This window comes from Streptomyces sp. NPDC059832 (genome assembly GCF_042731715.1).
In the GTDB taxonomy this organism is placed as follows: Bacteria; Actinomycetota; Actinomycetes; order Streptomycetales; family Streptomycetaceae; genus Streptomyces.
On sequence record NZ_JBHWIY010000042.1, the window covers coordinates 13137 to 39890 of the forward strand.

General features: G+C 68.1%; 21 protein-coding genes and 8 pseudogenes. 15 read left to right on the plus strand and 14 right to left on the minus strand.

All coding sequences use genetic code 11. The features are described 5' to 3' along the window. Positions 1-3 precede the first annotated feature (3 nt). The 3 genes and pseudogenes from ACFV8T_RS39870 to ACFV8T_RS39880 form a co-directional block, all read right to left on the minus strand. Positions 4-3369 carry a PQQ-binding-like beta-propeller repeat protein gene (locus tag ACFV8T_RS39870; RefSeq protein WP_385337257.1) on the minus strand — a complete coding sequence of 1122 codons (3366 nt, stop codon included), beginning with the start codon at positions 3367-3369 and terminating at the stop codon, positions 4-6. Between the two features lie 291 nt (positions 3370-3660). Next, positions 3661-3846 (minus strand): hypothetical protein, encoded by a 186-nt coding sequence (locus tag ACFV8T_RS39875; RefSeq protein WP_385337347.1) that lies wholly within the window; start codon positions 3844-3846, stop codon positions 3661-3663. 16 nt (positions 3847-3862) lie between these two features. Next, a pseudogene (locus ACFV8T_RS39880) lies at positions 3863-4222 on the minus strand (IS6 family transposase); the annotation flags it as partial. A gap of 360 nt (positions 4223-4582) precedes the next feature. Here ACFV8T_RS39880 and ACFV8T_RS39885 point away from each other — a divergent pair. Next, a complete protein-coding gene (locus tag ACFV8T_RS39885) occupies positions 4583-4834 on the plus strand; it encodes a hypothetical protein (protein WP_385337260.1) in 252 nt (83 codons plus the stop codon). Between the two features lie 73 nt (positions 4835-4907). Here the strand turns inward: ACFV8T_RS39885 and ACFV8T_RS39890 are convergent. Both ACFV8T_RS39890 and ACFV8T_RS39895 read right to left on the minus strand, forming a co-directional pair. Continuing rightward, positions 4908-5479, minus strand: a pseudogene (locus ACFV8T_RS39890) (transcriptional regulator). Between the two features lie 215 nt (positions 5480-5694). Continuing rightward, positions 5695-6696 (minus strand): annotated as a pseudogene (locus ACFV8T_RS39895) (APC family permease); the annotation flags it as partial. 5 nt (positions 6697-6701) lie between these two features. Between ACFV8T_RS39895 and ACFV8T_RS39900 the strand changes: the two are divergent. From ACFV8T_RS39900 to ACFV8T_RS39920, 5 genes and pseudogenes are all read left to right on the plus strand, one after another. Beyond that, a pseudogene (locus ACFV8T_RS39900) lies at positions 6702-6797 on the plus strand (IS6 family transposase); the annotation flags it as partial. A 513-nt stretch (positions 6798-7310) separates the two neighbouring features. Beyond that, a complete protein-coding gene (locus ACFV8T_RS39905; protein WP_385337262.1) occupies positions 7311-7496 on the plus strand; it encodes a hypothetical protein in 186 nt (61 codons plus the stop codon). Positions 7497-7762: 266 nt separating this feature from the next. After that, positions 7763-9028 (plus strand): ABC transporter substrate-binding protein, encoded by a 1266-nt coding sequence (locus ACFV8T_RS39910; RefSeq protein ID WP_385337265.1) that lies wholly within the window; start codon positions 7763-7765, stop codon positions 9026-9028. Positions 9029-9060: 32 nt separating this feature from the next. After that, positions 9061-9975 (plus strand): carbohydrate ABC transporter permease, encoded by a 915-nt coding sequence (locus ACFV8T_RS39915; protein WP_385337336.1) that lies wholly within the window; start codon positions 9061-9063, stop codon positions 9973-9975. A gap of 3 nt (positions 9976-9978) precedes the next feature. Then, positions 9979-10854, plus strand: a complete 876-nt coding sequence (locus ACFV8T_RS39920) for a carbohydrate ABC transporter permease (RefSeq protein WP_385337268.1) — start codon at positions 9979-9981, stop codon at positions 10852-10854. Positions 10855-10898: 44 nt separating this feature from the next. Here ACFV8T_RS39920 and ACFV8T_RS39925 read toward each other — a convergent pair whose 3' ends face one another. Further along, positions 10899-11090: a hypothetical protein gene (locus ACFV8T_RS39925; protein ID WP_385337270.1), complete on the minus strand. Its 192-nt coding sequence runs from the start codon at positions 11088-11090 to the stop codon at positions 10899-10901. 180 nt (positions 11091-11270) lie between these two features. Between ACFV8T_RS39925 and ACFV8T_RS39930 the strand changes: the two genes are divergently transcribed. Together ACFV8T_RS39930 and ACFV8T_RS39935 are read left to right on the plus strand one after the other, a co-directional pair. Continuing rightward, positions 11271-12404, plus strand: a complete 1134-nt coding sequence (locus ACFV8T_RS39930; RefSeq protein WP_385337273.1) for a glutathione-independent formaldehyde dehydrogenase — start codon at positions 11271-11273, stop codon at positions 12402-12404. A 156-nt stretch (positions 12405-12560) separates the two neighbouring features. Further along, positions 12561-12935, plus strand: a complete 375-nt coding sequence (locus ACFV8T_RS39935) for a hypothetical protein (RefSeq protein ID WP_385337276.1) — start codon at positions 12561-12563, stop codon at positions 12933-12935. 213 nt (positions 12936-13148) lie between these two features. Here ACFV8T_RS39935 and ACFV8T_RS39940 read toward each other — a convergent pair whose 3' ends face one another. After that, positions 13149-13928, minus strand: a complete 780-nt coding sequence (locus ACFV8T_RS39940; protein WP_385337278.1) for a hypothetical protein — start codon at positions 13926-13928, stop codon at positions 13149-13151. 513 nt (positions 13929-14441) lie between these two features. Next, positions 14442-14690 (minus strand): hypothetical protein, encoded by a 249-nt coding sequence (locus ACFV8T_RS39945; protein ID WP_385337281.1) that lies wholly within the window; start codon positions 14688-14690, stop codon positions 14442-14444. 459 nt (positions 14691-15149) lie between these two features. Between ACFV8T_RS39945 and ACFV8T_RS39950 the strand changes: the two genes are divergently transcribed. Continuing rightward, positions 15150-16046: an aminoglycoside phosphotransferase family protein gene (locus ACFV8T_RS39950; RefSeq protein WP_385337283.1), complete on the plus strand. Its 897-nt coding sequence runs from the start codon at positions 15150-15152 to the stop codon at positions 16044-16046. 129 nt (positions 16047-16175) lie between these two features. On the opposite strand, the gene ACFV8T_RS39955 is transcribed toward ACFV8T_RS39950, so the two are convergent. Continuing rightward, positions 16176-16745 (minus strand): integrase, encoded by a 570-nt coding sequence (locus ACFV8T_RS39955; RefSeq protein WP_385337286.1) that lies wholly within the window; start codon positions 16743-16745, stop codon positions 16176-16178. A gap of 181 nt (positions 16746-16926) precedes the next feature. Here ACFV8T_RS39955 and ACFV8T_RS39960 point away from each other — a divergent pair, with 181 nt between their 5' ends. Next, a complete protein-coding gene (locus tag ACFV8T_RS39960) occupies positions 16927-17307 on the plus strand; it encodes a hypothetical protein (protein WP_385337288.1) in 381 nt (126 codons plus the stop codon). Positions 17308-17632: 325 nt separating this feature from the next. On the opposite strand, the gene ACFV8T_RS39965 is transcribed toward ACFV8T_RS39960, so the two are convergent. Then, positions 17633-17890, minus strand: a complete 258-nt coding sequence (locus ACFV8T_RS39965; RefSeq protein WP_385337290.1) for a hypothetical protein — start codon at positions 17888-17890, stop codon at positions 17633-17635. A gap of 109 nt (positions 17891-17999) precedes the next feature. Here ACFV8T_RS39965 and ACFV8T_RS39970 point away from each other — a divergent pair. Continuing rightward, positions 18000-18440, plus strand: a pseudogene (locus ACFV8T_RS39970) (Ku protein); the annotation flags it as partial. Between the two features lie 47 nt (positions 18441-18487). Continuing rightward, positions 18488-18849 (plus strand): annotated as a pseudogene (locus tag ACFV8T_RS39975) (IS630 family transposase); the annotation flags it as partial. 806 nt (positions 18850-19655) lie between these two features. Here ACFV8T_RS39975 and ACFV8T_RS39980 read toward each other — a convergent pair. After that, a complete protein-coding gene (locus ACFV8T_RS39980; RefSeq protein ID WP_385337339.1) occupies positions 19656-20579 on the minus strand; it encodes a GNAT family N-acetyltransferase in 924 nt (307 codons plus the stop codon). A gap of 237 nt (positions 20580-20816) precedes the next feature. Further along, positions 20817-21449 (minus strand): annotated as a pseudogene (locus ACFV8T_RS39985) (IS5 family transposase); the annotation flags it as partial. 102 nt (positions 21450-21551) lie between these two features. On the opposite strand from ACFV8T_RS39985, the gene ACFV8T_RS39990 reads away from it, so the two are divergent. Further along, positions 21552-22019 carry a transposase gene (locus tag ACFV8T_RS39990; RefSeq protein WP_385337293.1) on the plus strand — a complete coding sequence of 156 codons (468 nt, stop codon included), beginning with the start codon at positions 21552-21554 and terminating at the stop codon, positions 22017-22019. Positions 22020-22132: 113 nt separating this feature from the next. Continuing rightward, positions 22133-22639, plus strand: a complete 507-nt coding sequence (locus tag ACFV8T_RS39995; protein ID WP_385337295.1) for a transposase — start codon at positions 22133-22135, stop codon at positions 22637-22639. Here the strand turns inward: ACFV8T_RS39995 and ACFV8T_RS40000 are convergent. Together ACFV8T_RS40000 and ACFV8T_RS40005 are read right to left on the minus strand one after the other, a co-directional pair. Continuing rightward, positions 22617-22937 (minus strand): annotated as a pseudogene (locus ACFV8T_RS40000) (TetR/AcrR family transcriptional regulator); the annotation flags it as partial. The gene ACFV8T_RS39995 and the pseudogene ACFV8T_RS40000 sit on opposite strands and share 23 nt — an antisense overlap. A 297-nt stretch (positions 22938-23234) precedes the next feature. Further along, positions 23235-24281 (minus strand): cytochrome P450, encoded by a 1047-nt coding sequence (locus ACFV8T_RS40005; protein WP_385337298.1) that lies wholly within the window; start codon positions 24279-24281, stop codon positions 23235-23237. Between the two features lie 1318 nt (positions 24282-25599). Here ACFV8T_RS40005 and ACFV8T_RS40010 point away from each other — a divergent pair. After that, positions 25600-26283, plus strand: a complete 684-nt coding sequence (locus ACFV8T_RS40010; protein WP_385337301.1) for a hypothetical protein — start codon at positions 25600-25602, stop codon at positions 26281-26283. Positions 26284-26754: the final 471 nt, after the last annotated feature.

Sequence of the window (26754 nt, forward strand, 5' to 3'; positions counted from 1 at the left end):
CCTCTACTTCCGGCGTGCGGCGAGCGCGTGGACTGTGCCGTCGTCCGTGAGGGCGAAGACCCAGTCACCGCTCACGGAGAGGGCCGAGGCCACTCCCGCGCCGAGGTTGTACGAGGCGACCTGCGTCCCGCTTGCCCGGTCCAGTACGAGCAGGCGACCGTCCCACGTCCCGACGTACACATGGGACTTCGTCACCAGCGGGTGCATGGTCGGCGAACCGGCACCGGACGAACAGCCCATGGCGACCCGCCACTTGTCGTCCAGCGGGCTCTCCCCCGCTAGATAGCCGGACTTGGTCTCCCACACCGGCTTCGACGGATCGGTCGCACCCGTGTCGTACGCGCGTACGACGCCGTCCCGGCCCGCGACATAGGCTATGTCGCCCCGCACGGCCGGACTGGTGAGCGGAGCGCGCCCCGGCTCGCAGGTGCTGCCGCCGCCCAGCTTGGACTCCCAGGTCACCGCGCCCGTCTTCGGGTCGTGTCCGCGGACGCCGTACGCCGTGAACGTCACCAGCTTCGCCTCGCCCGTGGCCGGGTCGGTCAGGACGGGCGAGGAGTGGCTGTCGATGTCGCCCGCGGTGTCCTTCACCCACAGCCGGGTGCAGGTCGCGAGGTCCATGCCGATGACGGTGTTGCTCGACATGGACTGCAGGTAGGCGGTGTTGGAGCCGGGCTCCCGGATCACTGTGCTGTGGGCCTGACCCCAGGAGAACGCGGCGTCGAAGCCGCCGGGCAGCATCCCGCCGGTCTCGGCGTCCCGGCAGCGGACCGTGTAGGCGTCCTGGTAGACGGCGACCGAGCGGCTCTCCGCGCCCGCCAGCGCGAAGACGCTGACAGGTCCGCCCGCGCGGCCGTATCGGCGCACGGTGTCCCCGTGGGTCTCCTCTCGGTCGATCGACTGCCAGGCTATGCGGCCACTCGCCGCGTCCAGCGCGTAGATCCGGCCGACGCCGGTGGTCAGATAGACCATGCCGCCGTGGAGCGTCGGCGCCGACTCGGCATCACCGTCCAGGTACGTACGCCACAGCTCACGCCCGGAGGCGATGTCGTACGCGAGCATCATGCTGTACGGCGAGTCGAAGGCGCGGGACGAGACAATGAGCTTGTCGTCCGCGACCACCGAGCCGTTGAGGTTGAACTGCTCACCGGTGTGGCGGGCCCACCTGAGGTCGAGCTTCGCGCCGGGCTCGTCGCCGCTCGCGGACCGCCCGGCCTCGTCGCCTCCCTGCCGCAGCCAGTCCTGCCCGGTCCTGGGCTTCGCGAGCTCGGAGTCGCGCACGATCTCGAAGGTGTTCTTCATGGCGGGGAACCGCTTGCCCCGGGTGTCGTACGCGACCGACTCGGCGGTGTACGTGCCGGGCCGCAGCCCGTGCAGTGTGCCGCTCGCCCGTGTCCAGGCCCCGCGTGCGTCGGGGCATGGCTCCGGCGTGCCACCGGCCGGGGTGTAGCAGTTCTCGATGCCGGGTCGGGACGCCCCCTTGCCGAAGCGCACGTCCTGACGCTTCACCGGGTAACCTCGGCTGTCGCGGACGGTGAGTACCGCCTTGACAGGCGTGCGGCCGTCATCCTCCGCGTACACCTCGACGGGCACCGCGGCCTTGGCGCCGTGCACGCTGCCCTGCGCGGGGCTGACCAGCGCGGCGTCGTCGTCGATTTCGAACTGCCGGTGGATGCCGGTCACATGGCCGGTGTCCTCGTTGCGGTGCGTGCGCGGATCGTCCGTGATCGCGCTGAAGTCGAGCACCTTGTAGTCGGGGTGGGCACCGTCGATGCCGTACGTGCCCTGGTTGTTGATCTCGACGGACCGTTCGAAGGCGCCGCGCCGGAACTCGGCCTGCTGGTTGTGACCGGCGGCGACCATCCGTACGTCGTACTCGGCGAGCTCGTCGATCGTCGGCTGCATGCCGGCGCCCGGGCCCCACTGGGTGAACAGAGAGCGGTGAGCGAAGACGAACACCTGCTTGCCGACGGCGTGCCGGGCGAGGTCCCGACGCAGCCACTCGAGCTGCGGCTTCAGCCCGCTCGCGTCGTAGTTGTCCTCGAGGACGACGATGTGGCGGCCGTCGCGATCGAAGCTGTACCACTCGGGGCCAATGTTGCGGCGGTAGTACTCCATGCTGCCGGCGTATCCCTGGGAGGTCGCCGTGCCGCCGAAGTCGTGGTTGCCCATCACCGGATAGAAGGGGTGACCGAGCCGCCCCTCCTCGAGGCCCTTGCTGAACATGTCGTACCCGCCCTGGCGGCGCGGCTCGTCGGCGTAGTCCGTGACGGTGAGGTCACCGGTCGCGATCTGCATCGTCGCGCCGTCGACTTCGGACATCGCCTGGACCTGGCCGGTCCACTGGGGCAGGGCGCCCCGGGCCTGGGCGTCGGAGGTGTTGCTGACTTCGGGGTCGGAGTTCATGACCCACTTCTCGGTGGGATTCGAGGCGTTGCGGTCGGGTACGAGCGCGAAGTCGACGCCTCTGCCGCCGGTCTCGGGGACCTTGTGGAAGAACTGCGGGATGTAGTCCTTGCGCAGCGCGGGCGTGTATCCGTCGGGCGAGACGATGCTGACGAGGTCGGTCTCACGCCGCTTCGGGTCGATCTGCAGACTGTACGAGCCGTCCGCGCCGGTCGTGGTCCACCCGGCGCCGTCGGTGACGTCGATGCCGGGCATGGGCTGCTCGCCCCTGTCCCGCTCGCCGTTGCCGTTACGGTCCTTGAAGACGGTGCCCGCAACGGTGACGGTGTCGACCGGATCCGCACTGTCGTCGGCGAAGGCCGCCTCGGGCGCGAGGAAGGACAGCGCGACGGCTCCGGCAATCGCCAGCTGCCGGCGCCGCCGGTTACGGCGCAGTCCGCGGGCGAGGAACGGCAGTCGCCAGGCAACGAGCAGCAGTACGACACCGGCTGCCGCGACAAGCGCGACTGTGAGCCAGGGGAACGACGGCAGGGCGTGCGCGCCGCGGACGTCGACGAGCGGGGCGGCGGCAGAGGCGTCGACCGCCGTGCCGTCGAACTCGACGACGACCTGGGTCAGTCCGCCCTTGGCGATGAGCGGGCTCAGGTCGAGCGAGTCGACGCGGCAGCTCCACGCCAGCTCGATGACGACTCCGCCGGGCACGCCGCCGTTGTCACCGGGCACGCCCGAGCCGGTGGCCGGGCAGGGGGCCGAGAGCAGCCCGGCCGCCCACGCACCGGCCTGCTCGGGAGCCACGACGGCGTTGTGCACGATGAGGCGACCGCTGGTGACGTTGTCACCGGGCGCGACTACGAGTTCCGCATGCTCGCGCGTGACATGCGCGGACGCGGCCTGGGCGCCGATGCCCAGCACGAGGAACAGCAGCGCGAGGGCGAGCCCGGCTGTTCTGCATATGTGTTTCATAAAGCGGACGTTAATGATCCGCTGTTCGGTTACCGGTCGGTCCTGAGTGACTTCACGGAGCCGCCCGGAAATGTTCAGCGTCCCGTTCATGGCCGTTGCGTCACGCGGGGCGCTCAAGACGTGCCACCAGCGCTTTCATGTCCTCGATGACAGGGGGCCTTGAGACCTGAGAGGTCGACGCTGGTAAGGCGGGCTGTCGGATCCGGGAGGTCGCTCGCGAACGGCCTGCCAGGAGTACGGCACAGGCCCGACCCTCCGACAGATCGAAGAACCGGGCCGCACTCAGCACAATCAGCTGCCCTGCGCGAAGATGCCGGCGCCAGGCCCGCTCTCGTCGTCCCCAGCAGGTGCGACACCCCCGCTCCCGGGCGCGGCGGCTGTGGCTGTGGTGGGTGTGGCGGCGTGGGCGGTGTTGGCTACGCCGCTGGCAAGGGTGAGGGCGGTTACTGATGCGGCGATGAGCTTTCGTGTACGCACGTGGTCGTCTCCCCGTGAAGCGCTTGGCCGCGGACTTGTCCCGGCGGCTCTGCACGAGGATGTCCAGCACGTTACCGTCCTGGTCAACGGCCCGCCACAGGTACTGCCGCTCACCGTTGATGGTGATGAAGACCTCACCCAGATGCCCCTTGTCGCCGGGCCGGGGGCGTCGGCGCCGGAGTTCGCGGGCATATTCAGGCCCGGACTTCGCGCACCACTGCCGGACGGTCTCGTAAGAGACGACGACGCCGCGCTCAAGCATGCGCTCCTCGACCTCGCGGAAACCGAGTGGGAAGCGGTGGTACAGCCACACACAGCGGGCGATGAACTCCACCGGGTACCGGAAGCCCTTGTACGACGGCGCCCCAGACTCCACGAGCAGTCCCTCCCCGGCCGTCCCACGATCAACCCGACAATCGGCCCCCGGCAGACCCTCGGCAAGTTGACAGTGCCTGGACGAGGACTCCCCTGTTTTCGGGCCTGTGGCGTACAAGCTGAAGCTCAGTGAGGCGGCCGACGTCCTCCAGGAGCTCCTGGACCTGCGCCGCTTGCTCGGGCTCGATCGGGGCGTAGGAATTCAGTCACTCCGGGGGTTTACCGGGCGGGGTTCCCGGTCGGTACCGCCCGGTGGGGTCAGGCGTCGCAGGTGTCGAGCATCCGGGACAGGGCTTCGGCCTCGGCGGCGTCGGCGGCGAGTTGGTAGTTGGCCTTCACACTGATCCAGGCGCGGCTGTAGGTGCATCTCACCATCACCCGGGACAGTGTCCTCGTCCACCAGGGCCATCACGCCCTGGCCCGCCCCGACACCGCCGAACCGAGGATGACGACCGCAGCGGGCCCGGACGGCGCCATGGGCTGGGCCGTCGTCCGCGAACGCACGTACACCCCCGCCGAGATGAGCACCCTGGGACAGAAGACCCTCGCCCGGGGCACGGAACTCGCCGCCCGCCACGACCAGGAGCGGCACCAGGCCGAGGCGGAAGTGTAGCGGTACAGCTCCCGGCTGGAGTGTCTGAGGGCCCGTCCGTGCGGACAGGCCCTCAAGCGGTGCGCGGGGCGGTTTACGCGGCGAAGCCGATGTCGGTGACGTACTCGTACTGGCCCCACTGCGCTCCGAGGTCGGGGAGGACGTCGGTGGTCCATGCGTCGTCGAGGCCCTGATGGTCGCCCGCAGCCCAGGAGCCGACCATGCGGCCCCAGCGGCGGATATTCATCGTGCGTACTCGACCAGCCGCTGGAGTGGTCGTGCGACCTGGGACTGGTTCAGGGGGTGCATCTCCACACTGGTTCCGCCGCCCGCGTTGAGACGTCGCAGGGGTGGTTGTCGACGTTCTGGCGGCGCACGGTGCGGTAGGCGTTGTCGATGCGTTCGAAGTTGGCTCTCGACGGGCGGCGTTTGCCGGCCTGCCAGGCTTTCAGGATGCGGTCGGTGACGGTGAGGCCGGCCTCCCGTGCGGCAGAGCGGCTGTTGGTGGTCTTGGTGAGGTAGTTGAGGCGGGCGGCCAGGCCGCGCTTCTCAGTGACGGGGGGTGCTGATCCCGCCGGCGAGGTCGTCCAGGCGGCGCATCACGGCGTCACTGCCCTTGATACCGCGGGCACCGAACTTCCCGAAGTGAACGTTTTTCTCCGGCATAGCTTGCACCCCTTTCCTTGAATTTCCTTATGCTGCTTGTTAGTTGAGATTCCAATCCTGTTGAGCCCTATACGTGGGTTGTAGTTGTTTCTGGTGGCTAATCCTGAACCACTATCCCGTGGCGGGCGTGGCGGGCCCTACGCCGGGCTTCTCTCGCTTCCGCCTCCGCTCCTCCCGGGCCTGGCCACCTGGGCGGCCGCGCGGCACGGCCAGGGTCAGTGACCGGCCCTTCCTGTCCTGGCGTTCCGTATGCCGTGGACGGCGGCACCGAGGACGAGGACCGCAGTACCCGAGACAACGGCGCTTGCGGGCAGGGCGAAGGCGAGGGCCCCGCACCCGGCCAGGCCGATGACGGGCACGAGGCGGTGAGACCGGCCCTCCTCGGTCGTGAGGGTCCAGGCAGAGGCATTGGCGATGGCGTAGTAGACGAGGACACCGAAGGAGGACAAGCCGATCGCACCGCGTACGTCCGTGGTCGCGCAGAGGAGGGCGACGGCGGCGCCCACGGCCAGTTCGGCGCGGTGGGGAACCCCGAAGCGGGGGTGGGCGGCGGCCAGGGCGTGCGGCAGATACCGGTCGCGGGCCATGGCCAGGACGGTGCGGGAGATCCCGAGGATCAGCGCGAGCAGCGAGCCGAGTGCGGCGACGCCCCCGCCCGCGCGGACGACGGGTAGAAGCCAGTCGGCGCCCGCGGCGCGTGCGGTGTCCGACTGCGGTGCGGCGGCGTCCGCCAGCCCGGCTGGGCCGAGCACCGTCAGGGCGGCGACGGCAACGAGGGCGTAGACGGCGAGGGTGATGCCGAGTGCGATCGAGAGGGCACGCGGGATGGTGCGGGCGGGGTCGCGGACTTTCTCTCCGAGGGTGGCGATACGGGCGTACCCCGCGAAGGCGAAGAACAGCAGCCCCAAGGCCTGGAGCACCCCGCCGACCGAGGTGTCCGAGGCGATGTCCAGCCTCGTGGCGTCCGCTCCGGCCGACGTCAGGGTCGTGACCGCCACGGTGGCGAGCACGGTCACGACGACCCTGACGATGGCGCGGGTGACGAACGCGGACTTCTGCCCTCCGGAGTAGTTCAGCGCGGTCAGTGCCACCACTGCGGCCACGGCCACCGCGCGGGTCTGGCCGGGCCAGAGGTAGCCGCTGACAGTCATGGCCATGGCCGCGCAGGAGGCCGTCTTGCCGACCACGAACGCCCAGCCGGCCAGGTAGCCCCGGAAGGCGCGTGGACAGCGCGCCGCCGTCGTACAAGGGGCACCGGTACCCGGTGGAGATCATCGCGCACTGCGTGTGGCTGTACTTCCGTTTCCTGTCGTTTCGAATACCACACCGAGATGACCACCCGCTTCGCGATCTGGGACGAGATCACCGGCGCCACCGCCCTGCCCACCACAGCGTGAACCAGGCCCCCACCCGACCCCTGCACACCCTGACGCGCCCTCAATCGATCAACACCACACCAACGTGACAACGCCGCCCAAACAAACGGAAGCCGTCGCTTCAGTCGTACTGGTGCACCTACAGCCGTGCCTGGATCAGTATGAAGGCCAACTACCGGCTCACCGCCAACCCGGCCGAGGCCGAAGCCCTGTCCCGGATGCTCGACACCTGCGACGCCTGACCCCACCCGGCACCACCGACCGGTGCGCCGCGATCGGCCCTGCAGCCGCGGGGCCCGTGATCGACGGCCTCGGCGCGAGCAACGGGTTCTGGATCGCGGCCATCGCAGGCGCAGCACTACTGTTCCCCGCCGTGGTCCTGAGACGCGCCCCTGCCCCGCACAATCGCCGCGCCCTGCGCGAGCTCCGCATCCAGACCGTCCTGGAACAAAGTGGTGACGGCGAACGCGGCCGTCGTTCCCCGTAACACATCGGTGAGCGAGGCCGCGTCGAAGCAGATCCCCGGAGGCGACCTCCGTTCCTACGGACGCCGGCGCTGCGGCCTGCCCGCTGCCGGGATCACGCACCACGGCACGCACTGCACCCCGGCCTCCAGCGGCGCGGCGACCGCGCCGCCCTGACCGCCGGTCGCGCCCAGCACCGCCTACGGGCAGCCGTCCGGCGTCCGGCACGGACAGGCGCGGCGCGTCGCGCGGACCCGATGCCGTTGTCTCTGCCGGCTCGGCGTTGACAAAGCCGGGCCATCGACTCATGACGGCGACGGTCTGAACATCCCTGGCTGTATTTGACCGTTGAAGACTCTGATCGAACCGCCCCTTCGGCTAAAACTGGCCGTTTCATGGGCGGGCAACAACTCATACACGTATCGGCGCCACACTGATGAACCATGCCCCACTCAAGCACCACAGCCAACAGCATCAGCCGCCGGTATCTGCTGGCCGCCTCGGGCGCACTCGCACTCACCGCCGCCTGCGGTTCCAACACCGGCCGTGCCGGCGGAGCGGGCAATCGCCCCGCCCTCGACCAGTGGTACCACCAGTACGGCGAGGCCGGGACCGAACAGGCGGTGAAACGATATGCGGCCGCCTACCGCAAGGCGGAGATCACGATCGAATGGCGGCCCGGCAACTATGACCAGCAGACGGCCGCGGCACTGCTGACCAAGAACGCACCCGACGTCTTCGAGGGCAGTCCGACCCTGGACCAGATCCGGGGTGGGCAGGTCGCCGACCTCACCGACCTCCTGGACGACGTACGTGATGACTTCAACCCCGCGGTCCTCACCCCCAAGACGTACAAGGGCAAGGTCTACGGGATCCCCCAGGCCATCGACATGCAGATGCTCTATTACCGAAAGAGCCTGCTCGCCGCGGCCGGAGTCCGGCCACCGCAGACCCTTGACGAACTGGTCGACACGGCAAGGGCCCTGACGACCAAGGATGTCAAAGGCCTCTTCCTCGGCAACGACGGGGGAGCCGGCGTGCTCGGCGCCACCCCGCTTCGCGCCGCAGGCCTGGAACTGGTGACCTCCGACGGAGCGGTCGGATTCGACGACCCGCAAGCCGCCAGGACCCTCGGCAAGCTCCATCGATTCCACAAGGACGATTCCCTGCTGCTCGGAGCCCCCACCGACTGGTCCGACCCGTCCGCGTTCCTCCAGGGCCTGACCGCCATGCAGTGGACAGGACTGTGGGCCCTCCCACAGATCGAGAAGGCGCTGGGCGACGACTTCGGCGTCCTGCCCTTTCCCCGCGACGGGGCACAGGGCAGGCCTTCGGTACCGGTCGGCGCCTACGGGGCGGCCGTCAGCGCGCACAGCAGCCACATCGACGCGGCGAAGGCATATGTGAAGTGGCTATGGGTGGAACGGACCGACTACCAGGAAGACTTCGCACTGTCCTACGGCTTCCACATTCCCGCCCGGATCTCGCTGGCGAGGAAGGCAGCCGGACTCGCCAAGGGCGCGGCGGCCGAAGCCGTCCGCTTCACGACCGAACACGGCTACGCACAGCCCCTGTTGTGGACCGACCGGAGCCAGACCGCCTACCAGGACGCCCTGAGCCGGATCATCACCGAAGGCGCCGCCCCGGACGCCCAGATCAGGGCGGTCGTCGCGACGGCGAACGCCGAGCTGAAGCGGGTGCGGTCATAGCCACGCAGACAACTGAAGGCGCCAGAAGACCGCTGGGACGGCGACTGCTGGGTCCCCAGAACCGCTACCTGTGGTTCTGGATCTTCGTCGGCCCCTTCGCCGCCGGGCTCGCCCTCTTCACGTACGTACCGCTGCTGTGGAGCGTGTGGCTCAGCTTCTTCGACGCCCACAACACGGTGACACCGACCGACTTCGTGGGCCTGGACAACTACTCCGAGATCCTTGGCGACCCGTCCTTCATCTCCAGTCTCGTCACCTTCGTCGTCTTCTCGCTCTTCATCGTTCCGGCCACCTACGGGCTCTCGCTCGCCCTCGCTCTGATGGTCGCCAGACTGCGCTTCGCCCAGGCGTTCTTCCGGTCGGTCTTCTTCCTGCCGACCGCTTGCTCGTACGTCGTCGCCGCAATGATCTGGAAGCTGTCGATCTTCAACGGGGTACGGTTCGGACTGGCGAACACGGTGCTGGGATGGTTCGGCGGCTCGGACATCGCCTGGCTGTCGACCACCAGCCCACCCTGGTACTGGCTGGTCATCGTGACCGTGCGCCTGTGGCTCCAGGCAGGCTTCTACATGGTGATCCTGCTGGCCGGACTCCAGCGAATCCCACGCACCCTCTACGAGGCGGCGGCCGTCGACGGCGCCCGCCCCGGCTGGCAGGTCTTCAGGCACATCACCTTCCCGCAACTGCGTGCGACCTCCGTTGCCGTCACCCTGCTCCTGGTGATCAACGCCTTCCAGGCCTTCGACGAGTTCTACAACCTGCTGTCGACGGCACGCGGCTACCCGCCCTACGCCAGGCCGCCCCTGGTCTACCTGTACTACGTGGCGCTGGGGCAGGGACAGAACCTGGGCCTCGGTAGCGCGGGCGCGGTGATCCTCGCACTGATCATCGCGGTCGTGGCGGTGGTACAGGCACGCTGGTTCGGTCTCGGACGCCAGGAGGACTGACGTATGCGACAGCACTCGACGGTTCAACCAACGGGGCTCTCCACGGCCCATGCCTTCCGACGGCTCGCGCGCGGACTGCGGCTCGTGCTGCTCATCGCGCTCGCCATGCTCTTCCTCGTCCCGTTCTACCTACTGGTACGCAACGGCCTGGCCACCGAAGCGGACATCACCGGGGCGGACTGGACGTTCTTCCCGCACAGCCTCCAGTGGGGCAACCTGCGGGAACTGTTCAACGACAGCAGTGTCCCCATGCTGCACGCCCTGTGGAATTCGGCCGTGATCGCCGTCCTCACGACCATCGGCACCCTGCTGCTCGCCTCGATGGCCGGATACGGGCTGGCCCGCATCGAGTATCCCTATGCGAGCCAGGTCTTCTACGCGTTCCTGGTCACCCTGATGATCCCGTCCGCCGTCACTTTTGTCCCGAGCTTCGTCCTCGTTTCGTCGCTCGGCTGGATCTCCACCCTGCGCGGACTGATCGTCCCCACCCTCTTCAGCGCGTTCGCAGCCTTCCTCTTCCGGCAGTACTTCCTCGGCTTTCCCCGGGAGCTGGAGGACGCGGCCAGGGTCGACGGGCTCGGCTACTGGCGTACGTACTGGCGGATCGTCGTCCCCAACACACGGCCGGTCTTCGCCGCCGTGGGGGCGATCGTCTTCATCGGCTCGTGGAACTCGTTCCTCTGGCCACTGGTGATCGGCCAGCAGCGCGACGCCTGGACCGTGCAGGTCGCTCTCGCAACCTTCACCACGGCTCAGACGGTCAACCTGCACGAGCTGTTCATCGCAGCCGCCGTGTCGATCCTGCCCCTGCTGGTGGTCTTCCTGGTTCTCCAGCGCCACATCGTCGCGGGCGCGGAGCGCTCCGGCATCGATGAATGATCAAGAGCCCGGGGCGCCGGCCCGGACCATCGCCCGCACCGGGGTCAACGGTCGGCGATGTCCTCGCGGAGGCCGTCGGAGAATTCCCACCACGACAGCGGTAGCCAGTCGCCGTTGATGAAGGCATCGACAGTTGCACCGCGACCGCGGACAGTCACCGTCGTTCCCGGCGGGTACATGGTGCCGGACAGGCCGGGCACTGGGACGAGCAGGGTCCCGAGGCGTTGTGCAGCCACTTTGCGCCCTCCCTTTTCGATTTCGGCGCGATGTCAGAGCAGTGGATATTCATCCATTCATCGCGATATTACCGGGTTGTCCATCGGTTCAAGCCGGAGAATCATGAGAGATGAGTCACGCGAAATACAGCAGTCGGGGGCGGGTGAAAAAGCGTGCATCGCCGAGCGGAGGTGGCAGCCATGAAGGCCGTCGTATACAAAGAACCGTTCACCGTGGCGGTCGAAGACGTCGAAAAGCCCAGGATCCAGCACCCGAACGACGTGATCGTAAAGATCACCTCCACCGCGATATGCGGCTCGGACCTGCACATGTACGAGGGCCGTACCGCAGCCGAGCCCGGCATCGTCTTCGGTCACGAGAACATGGGGATCATCGACGAAACCGGTCAGGGCGTCACCTCGCTCAAGGCGGGCGACCGCGTGGTCATGCCCTTCAATGTCGCCTGCGGGTTCTGCGCCAATTGCGTCGAGGGATTCACCGGATTCTGTCAGACCGTCAATCCTGGCTTTGCGGGAGGTGCTTACGGATATGTCGCCATGGGACCCTGGCCAGGCGGTCAGGCTGAATACCTGCGCGTTCCGTACGCCGACTTCAACTGTCTGAAGCTGCCGCCGGGAAACGAGCATGAGACCGACTTCATGCTGCTTGCCGACATCTTCCCCACCGGCTACCACGGCTGTGAACTCGCCGGGGTCCGCCCAGGTGAGAGCGTCGCCGTGTACGGCGGCGGGCCGGTCGGGCTCATGGCCGCCTACTCGGCCCTGTTGCGCGGCGCGAAGAAGGTCTTCGTCGTGGACCGCGTTCCCGAGCGGCTGGAAAAGGCCCGGGAGATCGGTGCGATTCCGGTCAACTTCGCCGAGGGCGACCCCGTGGAGCAGATCAAGGAGCAGACCGAAGGCATCGGCACGGACAAGGGCGTCGATGCCGTCGGCTACCAGGCGGCGGCGCGCGGCACCGACCACGAGGAACCGGCGACAGTCCTGAACTCGCTCGTCGGTACGGTCCGGGCCACCGGGGCGCTCGGCGTGCCAGGCCTCTACGTTCCGTCCGACCCCGGAGGCCCCGACGAGCAGGCCAAGCACGGCATGCTGCTCGTCTCGATCGGCAAGCTCTTCGAGAAGGGCCTACGCATGGGTACGGGGCAGTGCAACGTGAAGCGCTACAACCGGTACCTGCGCGACATGATCATTGAGGGCCGGGCGCAGCCGAACTTCGTCGTCTCGCATGAACTGCCCCTGGACCAGGCGCCCTCGGCATACGACAAGTTCGACAAGCGGATCGAGGGCTACACGAAGGTCGTGCTGCACCCGTAGCGGGAGATCCGGCGGTGAGCCATCGACCAGCTCCAGCGCCGCATCACCACACTGGAACAGGAGCTTGCAGACAAGCAGGGCACACTCGACGAGCGAACCGAGGAACTCAAGCGTCCCGGCAGCCAACTGCGAGCTCACCCGATCCCTGAACCACTGTTGCGCAGGTGCCGCCCTGCTCTCCCTGCGGCGTGGGAACTGGATCACCTCCGGGACGTCCTCCAGGCCCTGCGCCGTGCACAGGCGGGCGAGCCGGGCACCAGTGATCTGTCCGACCTGATCCAGGGCCTCCAGGAAGGTCCGCTGCGCTGCACCGTCGATCAGTGCTTCGCCGATCTGCAGCGTGTGGTGGCCGTGCTGGCCCTGGGCGGTCCCGCCGTGCGCACGGTGGCCACTGCTCTCGCCCTCGGCCTGCCGCACGGCCTCGCCGTCCGTGAGTCGTACGACCAGGTCAAGGCCAGCGGCGGCCGGCGTGTACTGCTGACACAGGAGTCGCTGTTTCGTGTGACTGAGCGCGCTACTTGGCCAGCCTGACCAAGTAGCGCGCTCAGGGTTCCGCGCCGCGCACATCGCTCGCAGGGAGCGGACTTCAGAGCGGTGTTAGGTCAGCCGGCCCAGCGGATCGGACTTGCTTGAGCACATGGAGTTCCGACTTCTGCGAGGTCGGCCACATGTCGACGAGGTACCCCGGTCCGGCTGGTCCGGATGACGACGCTTCTGGAAGGGGAGGCGGTCCGCGCACGTCGCCTACCGCACGGCGACGTGATCCCCGGTCGACGACTTCGCCCCGGAGGTGGAGTTCCCGTAGTACGTCCACCGCCATGTCCCCGGCCCGGTGGCCTTCACCGTGGTCTTGAGCGCCCCCGTTCTACTCGACGTTGCTTTCTTGACCGTTGTGTACGAGGAGGCGCCCGCCGCCTTGAACTGCAGGCTGACCGTGCGACCCGCGTACCCCTGGTACGTGTGGGTGTCCCAGTTCGCGCGTGTAACCCGCCCGGTCACGGTGATCGTCTTCCCTTTCGCGACCGGCTCCGGCGAGGCGTTGACAGTGACGCGTGTGGCCCGCTTGACCTGCAACGGGAGGTCCTTGTCGTCAGTGTCGTGCGCGTCGCCGGCGAGAAAGACCCGAGCAGCAGTCCGCCAGGTGCCGGCGTCCTCGTTCCCGAAGTCATGGTTCCGCGGGTCGATGTACAGCCATTCCCCGAAGTCGCAGACTCCTTTCGCCCTGTCCACGACCTTGCAGTCGCTGGTGATGATGGAGCTGTGCAGGGTGTCCCCAGTGTCGGGCTTCCCCCGGTAGGGGAACACCGTCGGCCCGAAGTCGTATCTGAGTTTGGTCGTCATCCGGAAGACCGCATGCACCTCGACCTCCTCCTTGACCCCGATCACGATCGGCTTCCCGCCGTTCACCGAGACCCGGGTGAAGGAGACCCCGCCCTCCGCCGCCCCAGCCGGCACCGCCGCCACCCCTGTGAACACGACCGCCGCTCCACCGGCCACCACCGCTTTCCACATCGTCTTCCCCATCTTCGAGCTCGCCCTTTCCTCTGCAGCCTGGACCGAACGCGCAGGCGCACCGGCCGGAGGTTCTTCCTCTCGGCTGACTGTCGGACAGGAGAGGGCTGTACGCGGTTGTACGCAGTGCGGCAACGATTTGATCACCACGGCATCTCCCGGGTTCGGTTCCCGGGAGGGGGCCCCGACGGCTTCACGGAGGATCCGGTGATCAGCCTTCCGCGTTCCTGCCTCCGCAGCAGACCAGGTACGCCCGAAATTGGTGCATTCACCGCGCCGGGTCCCTGTTCTGCCTCTGAGCCGTGACACGGTAGTTGGAACCGCCAAGGCGTGCTGACCTGACCGTTCTCCACGTGGGTGACACGCTTGTTGGAACTGATTTGTCAAGCTTCTTGGAACCAAGCGCTCAGTTGTCATTCTTGTTGGAACCGCTTCCGAAGATCGCTCTCCTTCGACTACGCCGCCGAGGACCACTGGCTCGCCAACCACTGCTGACAGCAGTTCCCCGCGCCTCTGGGCGGTGCCTCAGCTCCAGTCGAAGGTCAGCAGCGCGAGCCGCTCGACGGGCTCGAAGAACAGCAGAATCGAGTCGGCGCCCGTGCGTCGGTAGTGCCAGCCCGGCACCGACGCCACAAAGTGGAACGGGTTTCCGGCCGAACTGACCGGCCACGCGCTGTTGTCGTCGTACTCAACGTGGAACAGATCGGCCCAGAGCGGTCCGGGCGGAGTACGGGAACTGGCCGTGCACTGGGACGGCGAGGAGTTCGTCGTCACCGAGCCCGAGGCACGGCTCTGAAGCAGGCGGTAGGCCCGACCGGAGCGCTGGCGGTTCCTGTCGGCGCGGCCCGCTCCACCGTGGCCGGGCCGACCACGGCTCAGGGCGGCGTCTTTGTGATGCGATCAGGCCCGCCCCGCACAAGCATCGGACTACGGGCAGTGGCCCGGCCGCATCCTGCCCCGGTCTGAACGGGGGAAAGCCCCTATCCCGGCGCGCCGGTCCTCTTCCCGGCCCATGCCCGCCAGGGGGCCTGGAGGTACGCATGCCGCGGCCGTTGTGGACCGGTGCCATTTCCTTTGGCCTGGTCAGTTCTCTGAACTTTGGGGCCGTTCCGTCCCAAAGCCTCTGAGCTGCAGCTCTCTGAAACCGAATTGGTGATGCCAGAGGAATCACAGCAAGATATTCCTAAAAGAGCGAGAGCCGCTCCGCCTGCCGCCTCTGTACTGTGACTTCGCATGACCGATACCGAGATCGAGATCACCGCAGACCTGGTGCGCGACCTGCTGCAGGAGCAACATCCAGACCTTGCGGGGCTGGCCATCCGTGAGGTGGCGGGCGGCTGGGGCAACCAAATGTGGCGCCTCGGTGACGAGTTGGCCGTGCGCATGCAGCGCATGGACCCCACCCCGGAGCTCCAGCTCAACGAGCGGCGGTGGCTACCCGTGCTGGCCCCACGCCTGCCGCTCCCGGTGCCGACCCCGGTGCGGCTCGGCGAACCGTCCGAGCGCTTCCCCAAGCACTGGACCGTGATGACGTGGGTTCCCGGCGAGCCGCTGGACCACGGCTCGATCAGCCGCGGCGCCCACGCGGCCGACACGCTGGCGGGCTTCCTCCAGGCGCTCCATGTGGAGGCGCCCGCCGAGGCGCCAACTACTACGGACCGCGGTGCCCATCCCAGGAACTGCACGGACGGTTTCGAGAACTTCTTCCAGGCCGTTGCCCCCGACGACATCGCTGCCGACGTCCGGGCCGTCTGGGACGACGCTGTTGCGGCCCACGCGTGGGAGGGCCCGCCGGTGTGGGTGCACGGCGACCTCCATCCCGCGAACGTCGTCGTCTCGGACGGAACGCTCTCGGGCATCGTCGACTTCGGTTGCATGTTCGCCGGCGATCCGGCGTGGGACCTCGCTGCCGCATGGGTGCTGCTACCCGCGGGCACGGCCTCACGGTTCTTCGACATGTACGCGCATGCAGACGAGGCGGCGATCCGGCGCGCCCGCGGGCTGGCCGCTATGAAGAGCCTCTTCCTGATGCTCATGGGGCAGAACGGAGATCGGGGCCTTCCCGGCGGCAAGCCGAACTGGGGACCTGTAGGCCGGGCGGCACTTGATCGTGTTCTGAAGGGCGTTTAGTGCACGCTTCCTTGAACTTGTTCTCGATCTTGTTTGAGGGCCATGCGGCAGCCACCTTCGTGGGTTCATCGATCACCACGCGTGGTGGGGATGCCAAGGTCCACGGCCGTATGCTGCCCGTGGCTCCGATCAAGCTGACGGAGCTTCTCCAGCGCCAGCCAGGCTGACCTGGAGACCATCGACCTCGCCGAGCCAGCCTTCCGTCTCAGCTTCGGCGATTCGGGCGATCAAGTTGTCACGGACCTCGGCAAGCCGTGCCCGTTGGGCCGGGTCAGGTCTGAGGAGCGAGCATCTGACGCAAGCGTGTTCGTGGATGCAGGTGGTGCCGTAGGCGCGGGCGCAGGTGCCGACCGAGAGTTCGCGGCGTTCGAAGTGGCCAAGGAAGTCTTCCCATTCCGCGTCGGTGGGGGTGCGGTACTCCTCGGCCGGGCGCAGTGCTCGGCGGCGCGAGATGAAGGCGCGGTGGACCTCGATGGTCTCGGCGGGGTAGACGGCGTGGTGGCCCATGGTGGTGTTGATGTCGGCGTGACCGGCGATGGCCTGGGCGATGTGAGGCGGCAGGCCGGTCCGGACGGCGTCGGTGATGAGCATGCGGCGGAAGTCGTGCAGGGCGAAAGCCAGCGGTTGGCCGACAGAGTCGGTGAGGCCGATAAAGGCCAGGACCTCGCCCAGCGTTCGGCGGATGAGTTCGCCGCTCATGCGCGAGTTTTCACCACCGCGGTCGTACTGGAACAGCAGCAGTGCCGGCGGATTCCAGGTGCGTTCTGAGTAGTCGTAGGCGGCAAGGAGCGGAATCGTGCCGTCGTGGGAGTCGCGGACGCGACGGATGACCGTGGACAGGACGTCGGCCAGTTCGGGGCTGACGAGCAGGACTCGTTCCTTGGTCCGTCTTGGACGGAGCGATCTGCAGCAGGGGGACTATCTCGCCGGTGGTGGGCAGCCGGTACTGGATCACCGCGTGATGGCTGACCTCCAGCGTCTCCTCGATGCGGGCACCGGTGTGGCGCAGGAACTCGACCGCAGCCCTGGCCCAGAACGCCCGTTGCTCGGCCAGGTCGAAGTGGAGAAGGTTCCCGCCGGCATCCCGGGCGGCGGCGCTATCGCCGTTCGTGGTGCGGACGAACATCGCATCGCGAATGCGGAAGGTTTCGCCGGGCTGTACGGAGAGAAGGGACTCCAGGCAGGCCCGCCGGTAACGGTGGTGGTCAGCAGCGGCCTTCGCGAACGCCTCCAGGGCCGGAAGGCGTTCACGGTCCGCTGATCCATCTGAGCCTTGACCTGCTTGACCCGCTTGCGGTCCGTGGTCTCGGTTTCCTTGATCGGGCACGGCGCGGCCCACGGCCCCCAGCGGCCCGGTTCCTCCACCGCCCAGCGGGCGATGTCCAGGTAGAAGGCGCGCAGCGCGATGAACAGCATGGCCCGGTCGGCGCACTCGACAACTGTCTCCTCGACAGTGCCGTCCGGGCGTTTGCGTAGCTGGACGCGGGTCCTGAGGCGCTCCTTCCACCCAGTCGCGACCCCGGGGGCCAGGTCGAGGGGGCCGATGCCGGGGTGGTGACGTTCCAGGTCCGACCAGAAGTTACGGGTCAGGGCGCGGGCGAGATTGTCCAGCGTGTGCTGTAGTCCAGGCGGGGCCGTCGCTCTTCCAGGTAATCGATCAACAACGCACGGATCGGCTCGCAGGCCACACCGTGGCGGTCGACGAGCTGTTCGCAGCTGAGCTGTCCGGTGACCCGGTCGAGGAATCGGAGCGTCACCGGGGCGTCGGGCGGCAGGTTCCCCAGGTCTCGCAGCCACGAGTAGGAGAGTTTGCTGCCCGCTCTGTCGATGCCGGACTTGCGCAACTCGATGGCGTACTCGAAGGCGTCGCGGTCTGCGGCGGAATGAAACCCACCACTTCAGGGGGCGAATCTCCGGTCTCAAGCACGGTCCGGAAGGTAGCAGAAAGCGCCTCTGACCTGTGAATATTCCCCTGGTAGTTCAGTCAACGGCACGATCCCGATCGAGGTGGTCAGCGCGGCTGAGAACCGCTCGGTTCATTTCCACCAGGTGCATCTGGAGGACATGGGCCGGGTCCGTACTCGCAAGGTCTGCTCGATCGAGGACGAGGTCGTACCGCACGAGGAGATCGGCAAGGGCTACGAGGTCGCGAAGGACGAGGTTGTCTCGGTCACAGTTGAAGAGCTCGACGAGATGCCGCTGCCGACCGCGAAGGCGATCGAGATCGTGCCGTTCGTCGACGCCGACAGCATCGACCCGATCCGGATCAGCGACAACTACTACCTCGCGATCGACGGACAGGTCGCGGCCAAGCCGTACACCTTGCTCCGCAAGGCGCTGGAGCGCTCGGACAAGGTCGCCGTCGCCCAATTCGCGTGGCACAACCGCGAAAGACCCCGGGGCTGCCGCTCATGCCCGATCGAGCCTGCTTGAAGGGTACGGGCTGCTACTCGGTCGGCGACGACACCCTGTGGGGCGTCAACCGGCGCCGCAGGGGCATCGCCCCCACCTGGGCCGCGCTCAGGTCGATCCGAGCAGCACTTCCGGACGGCGCCCCGATCTACGAACGCCTCCTGGGCGAACCCGATCGAAGCGCGCTTCGGGCCGCTGCGGCAGTTCACCCTCGCCAACTCCCACCACCCCGACCACACCGTCCAGACCTGGGCGCTGCACCGCTACCTGCGCCGGCGCAACCAAAACGCCCGCCACCCGGACATCCTCGCCGCTCAGCGCCGCGAGCGCGCACGCATCCGCAGCGAAAGGCGCCCGATGGGGCGGCCGGCCGCTCTCAGCCGCAACTTGACCACCCATCCGGCGATCGTTTGGCTCAGCCAGCATGAGCCTCTCGGACTTTGTCCGCTGCCAGGTGGAGTTCGTATGGCCCCCAACAGTCAGCAGCGAGCGTCGCGACCAGGACTCCGCAGGTGCAGGCCTGGTTCATCCCACCGCTCGGGCTTGGGCCACAGCATGCGAACCCGCTGCTCGGGTGCAGCGCGAGCTCACCGGCGTCGTCTGGGTGGAGGACGAAGTTGCCGCGCGGGCCTGCGGAGGTGAGCGAACCACGTTCGTCGTCCATCCACGGACCGCGCGGGTATGCAGGCCCATCCGTCTCGGCTGGGATGAAGGGTGGCCCCCACGGCTCCGTCTCAACCGCGTAGCAGCCCCTGGGCATTGTCGCCGGAGCACGTCGGTCCTCGGCGGCCTCCTGATCCGGATTCCGAGCAGGAGCTTCCGGGACCGCGGACAGCAGACTCAGCACACCTGTGAGCTCATTGCCACATTCCCGGCACTCGAACATCGTCATCCCGGCTTCGTATCCCGCGAGGGCGTCATCAGGCAACCGGATTCCGCATCCCGACGAGGCAGCCGACCGCTCGCTCAGCCGTCTGACCGTCCAACCCGGTGATCGTTTCCGGTCACAGCACGAGTGTCCGCAGAGGCCGTGTGCATTCGGAGTCGTGTCGTGATTGGGAAGACGGGTTTTGACGCCGCGTTCGCGACGATGGGGGCAGTGCGTGTTGCATTCCAGCCTCACTGGTGTGATGCAGCTCCCTCTATTGATCGCGGGTGAGTGGGCGGGACGCCGTTGCGGGAGCCCCGCGCCCTCGGTCAGCTCCAGATCATGCAGATCCGGCGTGCGAAGTTGACGTATCCGATGCGCTGGAAAGCGTTCGCCATGGGGGTGTTACCGAGATCCGTGGCTGCCCGGATGCGGGGGACATCCTGCGCACTGAGGATCCGGGTGCCTTCGGCAAGGATCTCGTCGATGTAGCCGTTGCCCCGGTGTTCGGGGAGTACGGCGAGGTATCCGATGACGGGGTTGTAGTCGTTGCGGGCCGGGGTGACGAACCCCACCGGCTCGCCGTCCGGCAGTGTCGCGATCCGCCACCAGTCCTGCGGGCTCCGGAAGTGCGCGAGCTCCTCCTCGTAGTGTCTGGCCGCCGCTTCGCGGGGGGACATCCGGGTCAGGTCGTCCCTGCTGTGCGCGTCCAGCGTCCCGTCCAGGACCCGAGTCATCAGGGCGAGGATCTCCTCGGTGCCGCGGACCGGCCGGAACGCCAGGCGCCCCTTCGGCTCGGGGAGTGGCGTCCCGGGACGCCACTCCAGAAGCAGCCGTTCGACGAACTGGCGGGCGCCGGTCCGTTCTAGGGCGAGCATGCGGTCCTCGACGATGCGCCCGGTCACTCCACCCTTGCGCCAATCGGGTGGGACGGCTCGGTTGTACTCGGGTGGACGGGCGTCGGCTGGGACCACTGCGGCCGTGGCAGCCCGCAGCAGCCGCACGCCGATGTCCACGCGATCACGATCCGCGCTGCTGTCGTCGATGTCGAAAATATCCAAAAGGAACGGTGTGTCGTCTCCGGCCCGCCCCCACCATGCGACCCTGGCCAGTAGGCGCTCGCCGCGAAGGGCGACCCACATCCATTCCGGACGTCGGCGGCCGACGGCAAGGTCGTCCGCCAATTCCTCGTTGAGGATGTAAGGGAGTTGGGAGAAGAGGACGAGTTCTTCGCGTCCGGTGATCGGACGCATGGTCAGGCTGTTCTGTTCCACGGTCAAGGCACGCTCCGGCGAAGGCGCCCGTCCGCTCCGAGGTCAGATGTGGTCCTCACCCCGGGAGGACACAAGCGCGGTGATCAGGGGAATCATGGGCTTATCCCTCCTCTCGCTGTCGTGGCCCCTCACTCTCGTGGTGGGGGTTCCGCCGTAAGGTCTAGCCAAGCGCCACCCCGTCCGCAAGCCCTTTTCGATCGCCCCGCGTCCGACAGTGCCCAGTGCACTCCGGTGTGTCAGCTGCACGTTCCGATTACTGTGGTGGCGCCGGTACTTGTCGAAGTCGTAGCCGCGGTCGGCGAACAGCCGCGGAGGTCGGTGACGTGGCCGGCCGCGCAGTCCGCGAATGTGGGGTATGGCGTCCAGCAGGGGCGTGAGCTGGGTGCGTCGTGACGGTTTCCGCTGGTCAGAGAGACGGCAAGGGAAGTGCCGTGTCGGTTGACGATGATGTGGTGCTTGCTGCCGGGCCGGGCACGGTCGACCGGCGAAGGTCCGGTGTGAGCCCCCTTTGAGCGCCCTGCCGTGCGAACCGTCGATCGCAGCGTCATCCATCTCCAGCAGACCTTCTCTGCGTAGTTCTGCAAGCAGGACCTCATGCAGGCGGGGCCGTACGCCAGCCTCGGTCCAGTCCCCCAGGCGCCGCCAGGCCGTCACCCCACTGCAGCCGACCAGCTCTGTGGGTACATCCCGCCAGCTCACACTCTTGCGCAGCACGTAAACGATGCCCCGGAGGGCAGCACGGTCATCGGCGGGCAACCGCCCGGGATACCGCTGCCGACGAGGCGGACAAACCGGCAGCAGCGGGGCTACGCGCTCCCACAAGTCATCAGGCACAAGATCAGCAGACACCCGGCAGATCCTGCCGACGCACTCATCACAGTTCCGCCACGCGGTGACTCCACCCAGGCCGACGCCACCTGCAGCCGTCCGCCCAGTAAGAAGAACAACCGCGTGGCCATCCTCGCAGAGCAAGTCGACGGCGTCATCGGCGTCGATACCCACCGCGACACCCTTGCGGCAGCAGCCGTCGGTCCCATCGGCGCCGTACTGGCCAGCACCGATTCACCCGCCAACGCCCGCGGATACCGCCGCCTGTTGGACTTCGCCCGCGAGCAAGTACCCGGGCGGCGCTGCTGGGCCCTGGAGGGTACCGGCAGCTACGGCGCCGGCCTCGCAGCCCTTCTCGACCAAGCAGGCGAGTGCGTCGTCGAGGTCTGCCGGCCCAAGCGGTTGCCCAATCGGGGCGGGCGCAAGACGGACATGCTCGACGCCATCCGGGCCGCGAAGGAGGCGCCGGCCACCGAGCATGTGATCCAACCCAGGCTTCGCGGCGAACGCGAGGCCCTGCGGGTCCTCCTCGCCCCCGTCACGGCGCTGTCCTCGCCTCCACCGCCGCGATCAACCAGCTCAAGGCCCTGATCGTCTCCGCGCCGGATGGTCTCCGCGCCGAGCTACGGAAGCTCAAGCGCCCGGCCCAGATCGCCTACTGTGCTCAACTTCGGGACCGTCCGGCACAGAGCCTTGAGCACCGGATGACGGCGCGGGCCCTGCGGTCCACCACTCAGCGCATCCAAGCCCAGGCCGAGGCCAAGGATCTCAAGAAGGACATCCACGCCCTGGTCGCAGAGCTGGCTCCGGAGCTCCTCGGCCTGCTCGGCGTCGGTCCGATCACCGCGGCTCAGATCCTGGTCAGCCGGTCCCACCAGGGACGATTTCGTTCCGAAGCGGCCTTCGCGTCCTTTGCCGGCGTCTCGCCTGTTCCCGCATCGTCCGGACTCACGAACAGGCACCGGCTCAACCGCAGCGGAGACCGGCAGCCCAACCGGGCCTTGCACACCATCACCTTGATCCGCATGCGGCTCGACCCCGCCACGAAGGCGTACGTCGCTCGGAGGATCACTGAGGGAAAGACCGTCCGCGACGCGCAGCGATGCCTCAAGCGCGTCATCTGCCGCCGACTCTTCAAGACCTCGAACGGATCGACCGCCCCACGCCCAGGAGCATCGTGGACCTTGATCAAGCGGCTTGACACGACATAGCAGCCTCGGGGGCGCCGGCGCTCGCGCTGATGCACGCGCAACCACGGAATCCCGGCTCGGTGAACGACAGCCCCTGTCCCTCGAACGCGCCGACCAGGCGCTCTTTCGGGGTGTCGTCACGCGCTTCGAGCACGTGTGCCATGCGCTCGGCGGTCGCGGCATGCCGCGCCTGGAGGTAGGCCCGGACCAGGCCGTCCCTGCTGCCGAACGTGCTGTACAGCGTTGCCTCCGCGACTCCGGCGTGCTGGATGACTCGATCGATCCCGACCGATTGGACGCCCTCGGCGTAGAACAGCTCGCTGCCGGCAGCCGTGCCCGTGCGGCCACGCCGCGTTCCCGTGTGAGGGCGCCTTCGTGGACATACGGAAGCAGTATCCGACGGCTGTGAAGCACGAAGACAACCTCGGCGTGCATTCCGCTACCGCCTTGGTCACCAGTGTTACGTTCGGCACCGGCCGGGCGGCCGCCAAGCGGCTGGCCGATGCCGAACGTCCGTCATCGTGACCGGGCGCAACGCCCAGCGCGGAGTGAGACCGTCAGTCGAGACGGGCGAGTTCGCCGTGGAGGCGGCCTGTCACCGAAAGCGGGACTGCCCTCAGCTGCGCGCGGTGGCACGCAGGCGCAGGCCGACAGTGGCGAGACCTTCGAAGGTGGCGACCTGGTAGCTGGGTTCTGGTCCGGGCAGCTCGCTCAAGTGATAGCAGCGGGCGGTCTGCGCAGTCAGGAGCGTCAGCATCGCCATGGCCAGAGCGGCTCCCTCGCAGCCATGCGGCCCGGTACCGAAGGAGAGAAAGACCCCGGATTTCGCCGGCGAGCCCGAATCATCGAGCCAGCGCTCGGGCTGGAACTCGTCCGGCTCGGGGTGTTCCCGTGCGTCGCGCTGGGCGGTGTAGGGGCAGACGAGAACGGTGGACCCGGCGTCGATGGTGTAGTCGGCGATCTGAGTCCGCCGCGTGGCGCGCCGGGTCAGTAGCCAGCTCGGGGGGTGCAGTCGGAGCACCTCGAGTACCAGTGCCTGGGTGTATTGCAGGCTGTCGAGGTGGGTGCTGGTCGTCGCGGCCGGGTCTGCGGGCAGCAAGGCGGCTTCGGCCGCGACGCGGCCCGCTGCCTGGGGGTACCGGGCCAGATGGAGCAGAATCCATCCGGCTGCCCGGGAAGGTGTCTCGAAGGTGGCGACGGTGATTCCGGGGAGAGGGTCGAGGATGGCCTCTTCCGGCAGTAGGCCATAGCGGGAGGAGGGCCGGAGCATCTGTCCCAGCACGTCGTCACCGAGCCGGCCCGATGAACGGCGTCGGCGGACGATGGGCCGCAAGGCGTCGACGAAGGCGACTTGCTGCCGTGTGCGGAACCGCCGTGCCGGTGTGGGGACCCAGGGCGGCCATACCCAGCGCGAGGGGCGTACGAGCACCTCACGGGCCAGGAAGAGCTGTGAGGCAAAGGGCAGCAGGGTGGGAGCGTCTTCGGAGAAGAGGTAGCGCACGCCGATCTCTGCCAGAGCGTGCCGGACCGGGGGCAGAATCTCGATGTCCTGGCCCGTGGGCCACTGGTCAGCAAATTGAGCGGTCCTGGGCGCTATCTCACCGATCCGGGCTGCAACCGCCTGCGGGCGCAGTCCGCGCATGCGGGCGGCGTGAGCGTGCACACGCTCCTCAGGCGTCGCTGCTCCACTCGACCGCTTCAACGGTGGAAAGAGAGGCGAGGGTGGCTTGGTGAAGTCCTGCCCGCGGTGCAGGACTGCTTCACACGGCCCAGCCGTAGCGGCTACGTAGACACCCGGCTCCAGTTGCCAGACGTCCCCGCACTCGGCGGCGCCACGGCGCGCCAGTGCCAGTCGGTCGCGGCTCCATGCCGCGAAGCTGCCTTCGGGCAACCGCGGCGGCTCATTCATTCGGCCCATGGGATCGCCCCTGACTCTCGTACCTGTCCAGGCCGAAATCGTCGGCAGCGTTACTAGGAGCCGGCGGGCGCCCGGGGGCTCCCGCCGGCAGTGCGGTCAGACCCGGTTGTCGCCGCCTTACGCACCCCAGTCGTGTTCCCCGTACGCACCGTAGTGGCGGGTGAAGGACAGCTTGCCGAGCAGCTTGGCGATCATGATGCGCTCCTCTCGCCTGTCTGAGCCCTCCCAGCCGAGGGCTCAGCAAAGAAGTTCTCGCCAGCACCAACGACCACACATCCCATATTTCCACTCATGCCATATATGTCACTTTCAGAGCATCAGTCGCACACGTGGATATGAGGCGCGTACTTGCGGGCTGGGCCCGCAGCCAGCCATCGTCGCCCCGGTGCTGGATGTCAGAGCCGCCCCCGGCCGCGAGGTGTGGCGACGCCGGTCACCTCAAGACCGGGGGCACCAACGCCCCGCACGGCGGTCGCCCCCTGTCATCACCGACGACACGCTGCACACCGTGCTCCGCGGCCGCTCCGGCGGCGAGTCCGTCGATCAGATCCAGCCCGACCTGATCATCCCCACCGGCAAGCGCAAGGGTCAGAGAAGCAGGGGCCTTGACCCCGGATCTTGAACACGTCCATGCGGCTCGGGTCGGCTTGGACACAGTGGAGCGGATCGCGGACCGTCTTCGGATTCCCGGTGCCTTTCTGGGGCTTGCTGGGCGACCCGGGGAGGACACCGCCATCGCCCCCAGCACGGAGCCACCTGATGGAGATGATCCGGTGCGCGCCGCGAGCTGCTGCGCGGCGCGCTGGCCGCGGGCCTGACCGGTGCGGCGCTCACCGCCCTGACCGATACCCACACCTCCTTCGACCAGACTCTCGCCACCCACCCGGCCGACCTGTCCGACCTGGAGGCCGCCGCGGAGAGCTACGGCTACCACGGCCAGGCCCCCGCACGGGTCCTGGCCGACCTGGTCACCGATTTCGCCGACATCCGCCCGCTGCTGGGCATCCCGCAGCCCGTCGCCACACGGGTGAGGCTGTGCCCCGCCGCCGGGCAGATGGCGGGCATGACCGCGATCGTGCTGCACGACCTCGGCAGCCGACGCGAGGCCCGCGCCCGGTTCGCCACCGCCGCCCACGCCGCCGGTGAATCCGGCGGCCGCCAACTGCACGCATGGGTGCTGGCCCGCGAGGTGATGGCGGGGTTGAACTACGGCTCCCCCAAAGCCGCGGCGGGCCTGGCCGAACAGGCCCGCCGTGTCGCCGGAACCTCACCGACCGCCGCCGCAACCCTGGCCGCCGCCCGCGCCTACACCCTCTCCCACCAACCCGACCAGGCCCGCAATGCGCTGGCCGTCGCCGACCGGCTGATGGAACAACTCAGCGGCGAGCAGCGGGCCGACACCTGGTTCGGGCACTGCGAGCAGAAGCACCATGTCCACCTCTCCCACGCGCTCACCGATCTGGGCGACACCGGGCGGACCCGCGAAAGCCAGGACCGCGCGCTCGAACTGTCCGCCCCGACCAGCAGCATGACCCGCACCCTGCTGACCATCGACGGCGCAGCCTGCGCCCACCACGACGGCGGCATCGAGCAGGCGTACCGCCGCGCCGCCGCCGCTCTGGACGTCCTCCCGGCCGGCTACCGCACCGGCCTCATCCACGCCCGCGCCACGGACCTGTACCAGTCAATCCCCGCCCAGCACCACCGCGAGCCCGCCGTGCGAGCCCTCCACAACGCCCTCGCCTGAAGCCAGCGCAAGGCGCGACGCGCGCGGCACCGCCGGACCGGGCACGCCCGCAGACACCCGCCCGGACGAACGACGCACAGGGCTGGCTGAACCCGGCGCACCGGTGAGCCTGTCTTCGATCCCTGGCGAGCGTTTACCCGGCTCGGAATTCGAACAGGGCCTTCGAAGTGTGGTGAGGGCCGAGCAGACACAAGATCGGTATCGCTGTCACGGGCAGCGCGTCGACCGGGTTCAGGATCCGAGGCGCCGACCAAGATCATTCTCGCGAACAGCGCTGTGGACCGGGGAGGGCTGGCATCGATCCTGTCCAGTGGGCTACGTTGTGCGGCGATGACTACCGGGACGGCATTGCGCCACACACGGATTGGTGACCCGGCGCTCCCCTGAGCGCCGTACGGGCCGGAACTGGCCCGCTGTTGGATCGAGGATCCGGCGCTGCTGCGCGGGCTCCGCCTCCTGTCGTGTTGATCA